At 61.3% G+C, this 13,663-nt stretch carries 13 protein-coding genes; 9 read left to right on the forward strand and 4 right to left on the reverse strand.

Annotation, left to right across the window (positions count from 1 at the left end; genetic code table 11):
* The 4 genes from KHC28_RS07030 to KHC28_RS07045 all read left to right on the forward strand — a co-directional run.
* Positions 1-350: hypothetical protein (locus tag KHC28_RS07030; RefSeq protein WP_214007636.1), on the forward strand; the 350-nt coding region annotated here is incomplete at its 5' end.
* Between the two features lie 251 nt (positions 351-601).
* Complete coding sequence (locus KHC28_RS07035; RefSeq protein WP_214007637.1) at positions 602-1,264, forward strand: DUF4145 domain-containing protein; 663 nt, start codon at positions 602-604, stop codon at positions 1,262-1,264.
* A gap of 59 nt (positions 1,265-1,323) precedes the next feature.
* Positions 1,324-2,178, forward strand: a complete 855-nt coding sequence (locus KHC28_RS07040; RefSeq protein ID WP_214007638.1) for a DUF4238 domain-containing protein — start codon at positions 1,324-1,326, stop codon at positions 2,176-2,178.
* Positions 2,179-2,221: 43 nt separating this feature from the next.
* Complete coding sequence (locus KHC28_RS07045) at positions 2,222-3,364, forward strand: AlbA family DNA-binding domain-containing protein (RefSeq protein ID WP_214007639.1); 1,143 nt, start codon at positions 2,222-2,224, stop codon at positions 3,362-3,364.
* 167 nt (positions 3,365-3,531) lie between these two features.
* Here the strand turns inward: KHC28_RS07045 and KHC28_RS07050 are convergent, their stop codons facing one another.
* Positions 3,532-4,779: a site-specific integrase gene (locus tag KHC28_RS07050; protein WP_214007640.1), complete on the reverse strand. Its 1,248-nt coding sequence runs from the start codon at positions 4,777-4,779 to the stop codon at positions 3,532-3,534.
* A gap of 734 nt (positions 4,780-5,513) precedes the next feature.
* On the opposite strand from KHC28_RS07050, the gene KHC28_RS07055 reads away from it, so the two are divergent.
* On the forward strand, positions 5,514-5,948 hold the full coding sequence (locus tag KHC28_RS07055) for a lipid-binding SYLF domain-containing protein (RefSeq protein ID WP_214007641.1): 435 nt from the start codon (positions 5,514-5,516) through the stop codon (positions 5,946-5,948).
* A 452-nt stretch (positions 5,949-6,400) separates the two neighbouring features.
* Here KHC28_RS07055 and mdoH read toward each other — a convergent pair whose 3' ends face one another.
* Positions 6,401-8,248, reverse strand: coding sequence for a glucans biosynthesis glucosyltransferase MdoH (mdoH, locus tag KHC28_RS07060; RefSeq protein ID WP_214007642.1), 1,848 nt, complete (start codon positions 8,246-8,248; stop codon positions 6,401-6,403).
* 147 nt (positions 8,249-8,395) lie between these two features.
* Between mdoH and KHC28_RS07065 the strand changes: the two genes are divergently transcribed.
* Genes KHC28_RS07065 through KHC28_RS07080 form a run of 4 tightly spaced genes read left to right on the forward strand, consistent with a single transcriptional unit; the run spans position 8,396 to position 11,680 of the window.
* Complete coding sequence (locus tag KHC28_RS07065) at positions 8,396-9,382, forward strand: zinc-dependent alcohol dehydrogenase (RefSeq protein WP_214007643.1); 987 nt, start codon at positions 8,396-8,398, stop codon at positions 9,380-9,382.
* A 9-nt stretch (positions 9,383-9,391) separates the two neighbouring features.
* Positions 9,392-9,793 carry a 6-pyruvoyl trahydropterin synthase family protein gene (locus tag KHC28_RS07070; RefSeq protein WP_214007644.1) on the forward strand — a complete coding sequence of 134 codons (402 nt, stop codon included), beginning with the start codon at positions 9,392-9,394 and terminating at the stop codon, positions 9,791-9,793.
* A 10-nt stretch (positions 9,794-9,803) separates the two neighbouring features.
* Complete coding sequence (locus tag KHC28_RS27835; RefSeq protein ID WP_214007645.1) at positions 9,804-10,847, forward strand: glycosyltransferase family 4 protein; 1,044 nt, start codon at positions 9,804-9,806, stop codon at positions 10,845-10,847.
* The gene (locus KHC28_RS07080) at positions 10,844-11,680 is read left to right on the forward strand and encodes a class I SAM-dependent methyltransferase (protein WP_214007646.1); all 837 of its coding nucleotides are present in this window, start codon (positions 10,844-10,846) and stop codon (positions 11,678-11,680) included. The genes KHC28_RS27835 and KHC28_RS07080 overlap by 4 nt, the downstream gene beginning before the upstream one ends.
* 19 nt (positions 11,681-11,699) lie before the next feature.
* Here KHC28_RS07080 and KHC28_RS07085 read toward each other — a convergent pair whose 3' ends face one another.
* Together KHC28_RS07085 and KHC28_RS27840 are read right to left on the reverse strand one after the other, a co-directional pair.
* On the reverse strand, positions 11,700-12,275 hold the full coding sequence (locus KHC28_RS07085; RefSeq protein WP_214007647.1) for a cytochrome b: 576 nt from the start codon (positions 12,273-12,275) through the stop codon (positions 11,700-11,702).
* 18 nt (positions 12,276-12,293) lie between these two features.
* Positions 12,294-13,388, reverse strand: a complete 1,095-nt coding sequence (locus KHC28_RS27840; RefSeq protein WP_312893121.1) for a RibD family protein — start codon at positions 13,386-13,388, stop codon at positions 12,294-12,296.
* Positions 13,389-13,663: the final 275 nt, after the last annotated feature.

The raw sequence follows: 13,663 nt of genomic DNA on the forward strand, positions 1-13,663 counted from the left end.
TCCTTCAGCACCGAGATGATCTGCTCCTCGCTGAAACGGCTGCGCCGCATGGCCCTTCTCCTGATCGAAGGACCCAACTTATCCGTGGCAGAAATGCAGGGGAGCACGTCAGCATCAGAAAATCGAAGAATCCTAGTGATAGGATAATGGCCTGGTCGCTCGCCGTCGCGGATGATGGCAACGTTCCGGGCCGCGCGGGTGGGTTCCTCTCCACGCTCAAACTTCTCGTCAAGCGTCCGCCGGACGATGCCGGGATCGGCGGCTTCAGCGTCGCGGACCTGCCGGGCCTCGTGGATCGCCTTGCGGGTCAGGCCGAGGTCGGAAGCAGTAGGCTTGGCGCTCCCGTCTAAAACGCCTATCGCAGGGCGGCGGCCATCGCTCTGGCTCGCAATCTCGCCCCGCTCCTGCGCGGCGTCGTATTCGTCGGCGAGCCGCCATTTCGCTTGCGCCTCGATATCGAGAGCGCCGGCCTGCGCGCGACGCGTGATGACGATGGAGCTATCCTGTGAACCGCCAAATTACTCAGATGATCACTCTGCCCCGTCCCCCCTAGGCGACGCCCACCTCTTTCAGCATCATAAGAGCAGCCTAGGGAATCAATATGCCCATATCCACGACAATTGTTACTGCTGGTTCTGGTCCCACGATGGGACCACAGTTGGTCGGAATTGGCCGCTGCCCGCATTGCGGCATTGCCAACCCCTACTTCGTCAAGGTTTGGTCGAGTGACGGGCGAACCGCTCGCGCGGATGGTCAGCGCAGCTGGTACTGGGGTTGCTATAAATGCACTTCTTGCGGAAGCATCGTCTCTGCTTATTCCGAAAAACTTCCTAACGAATTTATTATCCTAGACGTATTTCCTATTTCGAAATTGGCTCACGAAGACATACCACTGATAGCAAGAACATTTCTTCAGCAAGCATACGATACACTTCACGCACCCGATGCCGCCGCAGTGATGGCAGGAAGTGCTGTCGATGCAATGCTAAAGGCAAAAGGTTTCACCGACGGCTCTCTATATACTCGCATTGATAGGGCACTTCAGGACAATGTCCTTACAAAAGGAATGGCCGATTGGGCACATAGCGTGCGTCTCGGCTCAAATCGTCCGAGACATGCTGACGCTGAAAAACCGCATGTCTCCGCCGCAGAAGCGCAGCAATCTGTTGATTTTGCCGAAGCCCTCGGCAACTTCCTTTTCGTCCTGACAGCTAGGATTGAACGCGGGATTGAGGCAGCAAAGACGGCCGAAGATAACACTTAACCGCGTCGGCGAAGCGCCGCTTTCTTGGGCGCTTCACACTCTCCGGAAGCACCTGATCCGTGGCTGTTGGCGACCCAAAAAAGCATCATTTTGTTCCCCAGATGCTGCTGCGACGGTTCGCGGATAGCGACGAACGGCTCTTCCACTATACCCGGCACAGGCCAGAGGTATGTCAGGTACATATTTCTTCGGCTTTCTTCCGCAACCACCTGTATGCAATGCCACCGGTCGATGGAGAACGTGACGTCACTCTTGAAAGGCAGTTTGCGGAACTGGAAAGCATTGTCGCACCTCTTCTCGATGAACTCCAAGCGCCCATCCTGACGGGCCAATACCCGAAGCTGAATCAAAATGCGCGCGAAGCCTTGTGCCTGTTCTTCTATCAGCAGTGGCGGCGGGTTCCCGACTTTCATGATGAGATCATGGGCATGGATGGTTGCGTTGCTGCCATTAGAGATGCCATCTCCCAGTTTGAAGTCGACTACCGGCCACTTTCTCCTGCCGAACGTGAAACGCTCCTAAATGCAGAAGCGACTAGACATTTCCGGCAGCGTGCGCGTGTTAACTCGTTGGGCTCCGCAAGCAAGAGGACGGTTGATGTTCTGTTCGATAAGGGACTCGTCTTCGGCCTGGCGCCACCGAGGAAATCTTTTATCATCGCTAGTCACCCCGTATTGAAAGTGATCCCATGGGGTGCATCAAACGAGTTAAATGATCCGAAGGTTGAGGCTTGGCTGCCAATCCACCCGAAGATCGTTATGGCCTTCGCTGGCACAAGGGATCGGCAAGCCGTCGTGCAGCTTCCTGACCGTGAAATCCGCCTTTATAATCTCGCGGTGGCGCGTCGTAGCACCGAATTCGCTTCAACATCACGCGAGCTTCTGGAATCAATTCGGCGCCATTGCCCTCGATAATTGGTTGAGACCTTAACTGTCTCCAAACAGGATCCAACTTTCGATGATTGCGATGCGCCTGTCAGACGTGAAATTTTCGGATATTAAAGAATTAGTCGAACAGAAAGCACGTGAAAGCAGAACACTTGAATTCAAACGCGAACTATCTATAGCGAAAGATAGCGATAAAAAAGAGTTTCTTGCCGACATTTCGTCCTTTGCTAACACGAACGGCGGAGACATAATATACGGAATAACTGAGATAGATGGAGAAGCGATAGAACTTGCGAGCCTCGACGTCGCGGATAGAGATGCCAAGTCGTTACAGATAGAGCAGATTGTACGAGGTGGCTTGGAGCCCAAGTTACCGCAATTCGAGCATCGTTGGATCGAAGGAGAGGGCTCTACCATATTCTTGGTGCTGCGCGTTGGGCGCAGCTTCCTGGCTCCCCACCGGGTCACGGTCAGCGATCATGCCAAGTTCTACGCTCGGCACGGAGCAGGAAAGTACGCCATGGATGTCAGTGAGCTTCGATTAGCTTTCGCCACCTCCGAGGCGATTAGCGAACGCATGCAACGCTTCTGTGAGCAGCGGCGGCGCCTCGTCGCTGACAATATCGCGGTGGTACCGATGAGATCGGGGGCAAAGATGGTGTGCCATTTTCTGCCACTATCAGCTTTTGGGCTACCAACCCAGATAGATCTGAAGAAAGCCAGCCGGCATCTTTTTCCACCAACGAGGACAACCGGCTTCAACTCACGTCCGACCATCGATGGCTTAGCATGCTATGGAGGCGCAGAAGGTCACAGTGAATCAATATTTTCGTACTCTCTGGCCTTTCGATCCGGAATACTAGAAGCCGTGGAAGTCGTGGGATCGGAATCTCAGAACGGACGCATGGTAATTGATGCATCATATACTGAAGAGAACATTGAACGGTGCCTTCGTATGTACGCCAAAATATCTAAGGAATGCGAAATAGGTGGCCCGGTATATCTTTCACTCAGCTTTATGGGAACCACCAATTATTCCCTTTACGTTCATCACTGGGACGAGCAGCGCGCAGTACCATCGGTCCATCGCCCCGAATTAATTCTCCCCATTGTCGAGATTGAGGACATGAATGTCGACGCGACCACGGCCTTGAAGTCAACATTCGAGTTGGTATTCAACGCCTTCGGTCGGACACGTCCGACCGACAAATAGCGCGTTTTCAGCATGCCAGACCAGTTTGTTCCCCTTGTTCCCCAGCCTACTCTGACTTGGGGAACAAGCCGGGGAACACCGAAAATCGTTGATACAGAACGGTTTGGCGAACCTGTTCCCCTTGTTCCCCACGTTCCCCACCGAAACGATGTAGCCGAGAACGAAAATCATTCTCCCGCGCGCGCCATATGCGCGAGGATGGCGTCAGACACCTTGTCGGCAGCGGCGACCAGAACGCTATCGAGATGGTGGACGTATCGACTGGTGACGGTCGCGGCGGCATGACCGAGCAGCGCGGCGATGGTGCTTTCCGAGAACCCCAGGTCGCCAGCTGTGGAAGCATAGCTGTGCCGAAGGGTGTGAGCCGTGACACCCGCGAGGCCCGCCCGTTCAACGATGCGGGCGAGGCCGGCCGGAAGGGCGCCATAGAACTCCGCACCGCCGCGTGCCGCCGGCAGGACATAGGGGCAACCCGGCCGCTTTGTCATGTCCGCCAGCATATCGAATACGGCTCGGCCGGTGGGCCGCACGCTAGCACCTTCCTTGGTGTCCTCCAGCCGCAGGCATTGCCCAGCCTCATCGACCTCAGACCATTTGAGCTTGGCAATCTCTCCGATGCGGCAGCCCGTCAGCGCGAGCAGCTTGACACCAGCGATCGCCTGTTCGATTTCCGTCTCGCTCGCGGCCTGGCGCAGCGCCTCTCCGAGCTTGCCGTATTCTGTGGGCGTCAGGCGTCGCTCCCGCCTCTTGTCGGCCGGGCGCTTCACGCCAGTGGCGGGATTGGTGTCAATTACCCCTTCCGACAGGGCGTAGCTGAGGATACCGCCGAGCAGGCCGGCCGTCCTGGCGGCCGTGCCGGCGCCCCCCTCTACAATGATCCTGCTGCGCGCTCTGCCGGTCTTCTGATCCACGGCGGTCTTTCCGGCCGCAACGTCGCGGATGAATTTAGCGATGTCGGACTTCGACAAATCGCGGACCAGCTTCTTGCCGAGTAGCGGCGTGATGTGAGCAGCGATCCTGCCGCGATCAACGTAGAGGGTAGTCGCCTTCTTTGCCCGCCCCCGCTTTCCCATGATCAGCCCGCGCTCGGCAGCCGCGAGATAGTTGTCACAAAGCTCCGAGACGGTGAGCGAATTGCGACGTGTCGTGTGCTCAAGTGCCGGATCTTCGCCCCGTACGGTCTCGCCCATGGTGGCAATAGCGAGCTTGCGGGCCTCCTCCGTGGTGATCTTGCCGTGCCGGCCGATCGTCATCCGTCGCCGGACACCGTCGGCGTTCCGATAATCGACGAAGTATGTCCGCCGGCCGGTGGGATGAATATAGACCCCGAAGCCAGGCAGATCGCTGCACCAGAGGGTGAACTGACGCTCGCGAGGCGCCGCGGTATCGACGATGGATTTGGTGAGCTTAGGCACGTGGCGACCTTTGCCTTACAGAAAAAACTCACCAAATACTCACCACGAAATGCCCATCTCGGGAATATGCTCGCCATTTCGGGCGATCAGAACAAAGAATGAAAATCGTTTATTTTCATGAGCTTATATCTGCGAAGAAATCTCCGGCGATGACGGGAAATTTCCCGACCGAAATCCTCCGAAGGCAAAGGTCGCACGTTCGAATCGTGCCGGGTGCGCCAAATTTCCTAATGAAATCAATATATTAAGCGGTTACACACCCCTTCCGAATCTCAGTGACCTCTGCCCGCGGAAGCAATGCCTCGCTTTGTATGCGCGACGGAAAAGGGACGCCGGACGCGTTCCTGCGGGATTCGGGAACGCTCCGGAGCCATTCCTGGCGAAAGCATTCCGGCTTGAGACATAGCCAATCCATCTAGCGCTGCGCACGGAGGCAACTCTCATCGTGACTGGTGCACATCAATTTCCGACAGGTGTCCGCAAGAGCTCTTGTCCGCAGGTGACCCATTGCAGATGTCGGCTAGGTCCGTTCCTCATGGGTTGGCATGCGCGGCATGCCGGTTTACCCACGCCCGACGAGCCGCCGGTGTAGGAGGCGCACACGCTGCATTAGCCTTGGCGCAACGAAAAGGCGTTCAGTCTCGCGGTTGATTGTCGAGCAACGAATCGCCAAGGTGAGCGTTGTCTAACGATGGGCAACATGGCACATCGCTCAAATTTGGAAGGTATCGTCGATGAAAATCTTGTCGGTACTAAGGGTTGGGCTCCTCGCATTGGCAGCGCTCATCGGCGCCGTATCGATGGCGAGCGCCGCTGACGGCTCAATCAGCATCCGTATCTTGAAGGCCGGGTTCGTGGTCGGCGGATCAGCCGGAGACGGCGTGCTGACGTTTCAGGGCCGCAAGTATCCGCTCTCCGTCGGGGGGCTGAGTTATGGCTTCACCTTCGGCGCTTCAGAGACACGACTTCATGGACGGGTCAAAAATATTCGACGTCCGTCTGACGTTTCTGGGGTCTATGCCCAGGGCGGTGCTGGCGCCGCGCTCGGAAAGGGGGCGCAAGTCGTCATCCTAACGAACCAGAACGGCGCCGTTTTGGAGCTAAGCGGCGAGCAAAAGGGCGTAATCGTCAGCCTTGATTTGAGCGGACTTGCTTTGTCGCTGAAGTGAGGAATTCCGCGGAGTATCGGCGCCCGCGATGAACGTCGCCCACGCGCTCATCAGCCCCGGCGGCATCGCCCGCCGGTTCGGCTTTCATGAGCGCGCGCTGCGCCTGATGGCGAGAAATACCGGCGCGAGCAGGTAACCGCCCACCGCGACGATCTGCTTTTCCGTGAAGCGACCGCGCCTTGTGGCCCAGTCCTCTCAATGGACCAGGACGCGCGTCAAACTGGGATATCTCACGCGGGCGACATCACAAGCATGGATGAATCTACCGGATTTTGCACGCCCATCAGCGAACCTTCACGAAATCCATCGATATGAGAATGATATAATTTCAATGCTCCGCATAGACAAAGAAAAAAATAATAACTTAAAGCAATGATGAATTGGATCTATATAGATCCAATTCATAAATTTTCAAAATTCAACGCCAGCGCATCCTCCAGAATTTTTAACTTCTACGGCGCCAGGTTCTTCGGAGGACCGCCCATTGCGAATGCGTAACGCTGGGCATCGAGCAAGACCAGGCTCGATGTAGGCAGGACCTCTTCCGGCGTTGAACACAAACCCCACCAGCTCAGTCGACGCCCAACGGCTTGTTCGGAGGTCAGTACTGCGAAGGGCACCGCGCCGAGGAGACTGACCAGCAATGGCCAGGCCCAGATGAGTGCGAGTGGCGCGAAGGCGTAGAGGACACCGCCGATCAGCACTCCCGACAGGAGTTGTGGCCACAACCCGCCGAAGGCGGTGCGCCACGACAACCGCTTGGCGTCACGCGCCTGAGCCTCCCATTTCACCGTCCGGCCGAAGACAATGCCGACCATGAAGATCGCGATCCTGAAGGCGATCACGGGGCCGAGCAGCACGGAAAACAGAAACTCGAGCAATGCTCCGCCAATCAGCCTGCCCGTACCGCCATAGCGCTGCCGTTCCCCGGGGCGCAGCAGCACGTCGAGAAGGCCGGCGATTTTCGGGGCAAGGCTCATGAGGAAGGTGAGAATGAACAGCGTCAGCCCAAGCCCGGTGGGGAACGGCACGTCGGTCGACTCGGGGTCGAATACCTTCAGTGTCGCAAGGATCATGAACAGGGCCCAGGCGAACGCACCGACATACATCAGGATCGCCCAGGCGATCTGAATGCGGCTCATCGGCTTGAGGCCAGGCATGGCGAGCAGGCGCCAGTACTGCATGTTGCCCTGGCACCAGCGCAGGTCGCGCCGTGTGAACTCGGCCAGATGCGGCGGGTTCTCCTCGTAGCTGTCGGTCTCCTCCGGCAGCACGCGAACCTCATAGCCGGCGCGGCGCATCAACACCGCCTCGATCTGGTCGTGAGAGAGCACATGGCCGGCGAGCGGGCCCTTGCCCGGCAATGTGGGAAGCTCGCAGAAGGCCTTGAACGGCGCGATGCGGATCACCGCATTGTGCCCCCAATAGGGACCGCAATCCCCTGCCCACCACGAAGCACCCATAGTGTAGGATCGCATGCCGTGGCGCATGCCGAACTGGAAAATGCGCGCGAACGGCGAAGCAGCCGGCATGCCGACCACCAAGCTCTGCAGGATGCCGAGCATGGGGTTCGCCTGCATGATACGCACCATGCGCAGCAGGCTCGCCGCGCCGAGAAAACTATCGGCGTCGAGCACCAGCATCAGATCGTGGTCATCGCCCCAACGGTCGAGGAAATCGCGGATATTGCCGGCCTTGAACCCGACATTGTCGTTCCGGCGGCGATAATGGATCCTCGCCGAGAGGCCGAGCTCGCCGCGCCACGCCTGGAAGACGACTTCCTCGGCCAAGGCAATGTCAGCCTCGGTGGTATCGGACAGCACGAACCAACGGAAGTGATCGCCCATGCCGGTGGGTTCAAGATCCGCGTACATGGCCCGCAGGCGGGCGAAGGCCCGTTCGGGATCCTCGTTGCGCAACACCATCACCACCGCCACCCGCGTGACGATCGGGGCGGTGTCGGGGGCTTTTCCCGCATAGGGATAGACCGATCGTCGGGCGTCGCCCGGTCCATGGAGCAGCCACAGGCCGATCACTGCGTTCCAGAATCCGAGGATGGCCCATGGCGTCGAGAGGCAGAAGGCCAGAAGCAGCAATCCGTCCAGAAATGTGAAGCCGCCATGCGCGAGAAGATAGGCGAACAGCGCGACCAGCCCCGCATAGGTCCCGACATTGAGCATCAGGACCAGCACCCGGCGGCGGCGCAACTGGCGCAGCGACTGCACGCCCGTCGGGGTTCGCCCTTCCACGGGGTCGGCGGTCGCGAGGATGCCCTGTGCGGTCGTTTCGTCCAGTCCCATGGCGTTGCCCTACCCCGTGCCGCCCACGCGCTCCGTGACGCACACCTCGGCTTGTCGCAGCCTGAGCTGAGCGGTTCACGCTTTTTGGATCAAAGAGCAGCTCGATGCTGTTAAGGAAATCGTGAAGCGACGAGAAATGCCTCGAACATGTCGAACCAGCCTCAGGAATCCACTCGGCAACTCTGGTGCGTGGCGCCGAAGTGCTACGAATTAAGGCATGCCCCGCTCGGCAAGCGGCATGCCGACATGCTGGCCGTGCGGGCGATCGCCTCCTGCATCAGCCGCGGCACGGAGCGTCTGGTGCTGAACGGCTCCGTTCCCGTGAGCGAGCATCAGCGCATGCGCGCGCCGTTGCAGAAGGGCGAGTTTCCCTTTCCGGTGCAGTATGGCTACCAGAGCGTGGGAATAGTGGAGGCCGGCCCCGACGAATGGCTGGGCCGCGCCGTCTTCGCCCTTCATCCGCATCAGGATCGCTATCTCCTGCCAATCTCGTCGGCACTGCCGGTGCCTGACGGCGTGCCTCCCGAGCGCGCGACGCTGGCGGCCAACATGGAGACCGCACTCAATGCGATGTGGGATGCCGGCGCCGGCCCCGGCGACCGCATCACGATCGTCGGCGGCGGGGTCGTCGGCCTGTTGCTGACGGCCCTCGCCGCGGCCCTGCCGGGCGCGGATGTCACTCTGGTGGATGTGCGACCGGATCGGGCGGAACTCGCCAAAAGCTTCGGTGCGGCGTTCGCCCGGCCCGGCGCCGTCGGCGACGACGCCGACCTCGTCTTCCATGCCAGCGCAAGCGCTGCCGGCCTGAAGACGGCGCTTGCTGCGGGCGGTTTCGAGGCGAAGATCGTCGAAGTGAGCTGGTATGGCGACCAAGCTCCACCGGTTCCTCTGGGAGAGAGTTTTCACAGCCGCCGCCTCCAGCTGATCGGCTCGCAGGTCGGTTCCGTATCTCCCTTGCGGCGGCCGCGCTGGTCGTCCGCACGACGGCTCGCCAAGGCTCTCGCCCTGCTGGATGATGCGCGCTTCGACCAACTGGTCACGCATGTCGTTCCGTTCGCGCAGGCACCGGCGCGGCTGCCGCAACTGCTGGCCGAAGGGGAGGACGCCTTGGCAATCCTGCTCGATTATCGATGAAGGGACACCATGTACTGCGTTGAGGTCCGCGATCGCATCATGATCGCTCATTCTCTGCCCGATCCGTTCTTCGGTCCGGCTCAGGGCCTGCATGGCGCGACCTTCGTGGTCGATGTCGCTTTCTTTCGCGAGGATCTGACCGACAAGAACGTCGTCGTGGACATCGGCGCCGCTCTCGACGTCCTTCGCACGACGCTGAAGCCGCTCGCCTATCAGAACCTGGACACGCTGCCGGATTTCGCGGGGCGGCTCACCACGACCGAATTCCTCGCCCGGTACATCTTCGATACGGTGGCCAAAGCCGCCCGCTCGGGTGCGCTGGGCGAGGATCGACGCGGACTCTCGAAGATCCGGGTCACGCTCCACGAGACCGATCTCGCGCGCGCCAGCTACGAAGGCAGCCCCGGTTGAGGAGCGGCGCGTGAGCGGTTTCGCCTTCGCCATTCCGGGCGACATCGACCTCGCCACCGGCGGCTATGGCTATGACCGGCGGGTGATCGCCGAGTGCGGCCGCGCAGGATGCACTGTGACGCATCTCGCCTTGCCGGACACATTTCCTTTTCCGTCCCCGGAGGACCTCGCGCGGAGCGAGGAACGGCTGAAGGCTCTCCCGGCGGGGCAGCCACTGCTGATCGACGGGCTGGCGATGGGGGCGCTGCCGGCGTCGCTGCTGCGGGGGCTCGATCGTCCGATCGCGGCACTCGTCCACCATCCGCTAGCCCTCGAGACCGGCCTCGACAACGGACAGCAGGCACGGCTCATGACCAGCGAACGCGCAGCGCTCTCGATCGCATCGGTCGTCATCGTCACCAGCCCGGCAACCGCCCGCCTGCTGGAGCGGGACCTCGGTATCGGACGCGACCGGATCGTCGTCGCGGTGCCGGGCAACGACCCCTGTCCGCGTGCCCGCGGAACCGGCGCCCCGATGCGCCTGCTGAGCGTCGGCGCGGTGATCCCTCGCAAGGCCCATGGCATACTCGTCGACGCACTCGCCCGGCTGGCGGCACTCGACTGGAGCTGCCGCATTGTCGGTTCCACCGACCGTGACGCGGACGAGGTGCATGCACTGCGTCGCCGGATCGAAACGCACGGGCTTGAAGGCCGCATCACGCTGACGGGCGCGGTCTCCGAAGGGGCACTCGCGCTGGAATTCGACGCTGCCGATCTTTTCGTCTCGGCCTCGCTCTTCGAAGGCTACGGCATGAGCCTGACCGAAGCACTCGCACGCGGGCTCCCCATCGTGGCGACCCGCACCGGCGCGATCCCGGAGACGGTGCCGCCTGAAGCGTCGCTGCTGGCTCCTCCCAACGATGCGGCAGGCCTCGCCGAGGGCATACGCCTTCTGCATGATCCGGATCGGCGACACGCGATGGCTGAGGCCGCCTGGCGGCGGGCGGAGACGCTGCCGCGCTGGCCACGGACCGCCACGACCATCATGGCCACCATGCAGGAGATCGCCCGATGAGCAGCTTCGATGCTGACTGGCTGGCGATGCGCGAGCCGGTCGACCATGCGTCCCGGAATAGCGAACTCGCCGCAAAGGTCCGCGACCATTTCGCGGGGCGCTCGTCCCTCACCGTCGTCGATCTCGGGTGCGGCACAGGCTCGAACCTGCGCGCACTGGCACCCTCGCTACCATCCCTTCAGCACTGGCATCTGATCGACGGCGATTCCGGCCTGCTGACGCAGGCACGAGACCGTCTCGCCGGCTGGGCCGACAGTGCCAGCCCGGCCGCCGAGGGCGTCCGGTTGCACAAGGACGGACGCCGGATCGACGTCAGCTTCGAATGCGCCGACCTCAACATTCGCGATCTTGAGTTCAGCGATATCGGCGGCGAACTGGTGACGGCGGCGGCGCTGTTCGACCTCGTGTCGCGCGATTGGCTGCAGCGGCTCGTCGCCGGTTTGGCAAGACGGGGCGTCCCCCTCTACTCCGTGCTGAATTATGACGGCGCGGCCCGATGGCAGCCCGAGGCGCCCCTCGACATGTGCGTGGTCGCGGCGTTCAACCGCCACCAGCGCACGGACAAGGGATTCGGGCCGGCGCTGGGACCGACGGCCAGCGAAGCGCTGGCAAAACTGCTGTCGCAGCACGGTTATTCCACATGCAGAGGCGACAGCCCCTGGCAGCTTGCGACACGAGAAGCTGGCCTGATTGCTGCCCTTGCCGACGGCTTTGCCCGGGCTGCTGCCGAGATCGAACCGGAAGCGCGGGACGCCTTTGCGCAATGGGCTGTGGCACGAAGCAAGGCCGCGGCAGCGACGATCGGACACCAGGACGTCTTCGCGACGGCCTGATCACGCGGTTACGCCGCCTTCAACGCAGCGGCCACATCCGCCGCAGGACGCCGTCACGCCGGATGAAGCGATGGTAGAGCGCCGCAGCGATATGAACCGCCGCGAGAAGTCCCAAGGTCTGCGCCAGCAGGCCATGAACGCCCAGAATGCGGTTCGCCAGCGCCTGATCGGCCGGAAGGATGGATGGGAGATCGAACAACCCGAAGACATCAAGCGCGGGATAGGCCGAGATTCCAGCCCAGCCCAGCAGCGGTACGACAAGCAGCAGCATATAGAGCACGACATGGACTGCGTGCGAGACGATGCGCTCCAGCGCCGTGAGAGTCGCCACCGGCGGCGGCGCGCCGCGCCGAAGTCTCACCAGCACACGCAGCAAGATCAGCCAAAGCACGAAAAAGCCGAGCAATTTGTGCAGGCTGTAGAGCGAGCCTGTCTCAGCGTCGAAATTGGTCGCCTCGCCACGCGCGACCATGTACAGCCCCAGCGGAATCTGACACACGACAAAGCCTGCGATGACCCAGTGCAGCATCCGCGCGGCAAAGCTGTAGCGGGCGAGTTCGGCGGGTGGCGCGCCGCCCCTCTCAGAGAACGACATCCGTCCTTCCCCCCTCGATCACGTATGCAGGTCGCAATCGTAGAGAATATTGCCGTCATCGAGAAGATAACTCTGAGCGCGCGGTCTCAGTGCTTCATCGAGTTCGTCGATGGGCTTGAGGTTTAGGCCCGGCCGCCCCGATCCCAGAATGATCGGAGCGAGGCAAATATGTATCCGGTTCACCAGCCTGGCATCGATGAACCGCGAGATCGTCGAGGAGCCGCCTTCGATCAGGATGATCCGATGACCGCGCGCAGCTAGTGCCGCAATCAGACGGGCCGGCTCGAAAATGTCGGGGTCATGGTCGGTGCCGATGCGTTCAACCTCGTCCGGCCATCCCTGCATGTTCTCCGAAAACACGATGCGGTCACAACCATCCGCCCGCAGCCATTTGGACCCGCGCGAGGAACGACCCGTGCGATCGATCACGGCCCGCGCCGGACTGCGCCCCGGAACCCGCCGCGTGGTGAGTTGCGGGTCGTCGGCGATGATCGTGCCGACGCCGACGACAACCACGTCGGCAAGCGCGCGCAATCGATGCAGATGATCCATGCCGGAGCAACCGTTGATGTCCCGCGATTTCCCCGTCGGCGTGGCAATCCGCCCGTCGAGCGATTGCCCCAACTGGGCAATGACGAACGGCGATGCCCGATGCTGCCGAAGCGGTTCAAAGAGGGCGGAAAGCGGATCGATCGGCATTTCGCGACGATTCAAGGGGAGCTCCCGCGCATGGTTGTTCGGGTCTCGGCGCATGCGGTCTACCCCCGGACTGTGCTGTTCGAGCGAGGCACACCTATTACATAGGTCTGAACCTTCGGAATGGTGCAATGGGAGAGGTCTTGAATGACCGGCAGCGTGAGAGCGGGCAGCGGCCTCTCGCGCCTGTTCGGCCGCCCGCCCCCGACCGGACGGCCAGAAGACGGCGGCGATGGAGATGCGGGCGATCCGTGCAGTCAGGTCGTGCGGGATACTATCGAGATCAAAGCTCTCGGCGTCGGCGACCGCGGCAAGCGCGGCTTCGCCCAATGGCGTGCCTTGCGACCACGCGAAGAGAAACGCCACGTCGCCGGAGCGAAGCCGATACACATCGACGGTCGAGCGAGGGCGCACCACGAGGACGCCCTCACCCTTCCACGTACGATCGGCCCCAGCTCAATCCCGCCGGCCTTCGTCTCCCAAATGGTCGCCGTAGGACAGGCCGAGCGCAGCACGCAGAAGGACGGGTGGAGACCCCGAGCCTTGAGCTCGGCTGACAAGTCCCCCCGCCATTCTGCTGACGATTCGGGCGAGCGGCACAATCGGCCGCAGAGCCCGCCCATAACAAATGGCCGGCTTCGGTCACTACCTGTTCAGTCCCGGCATCGGTTGATCCGAGGTTCGGCAGCAGC

The sequence above is a fragment of the Ancylobacter sonchi genome (genome assembly GCF_018390695.1).
Taxonomy (GTDB): domain Bacteria; phylum Pseudomonadota; class Alphaproteobacteria; order Rhizobiales; family Xanthobacteraceae; genus Ancylobacter; species Ancylobacter sonchi.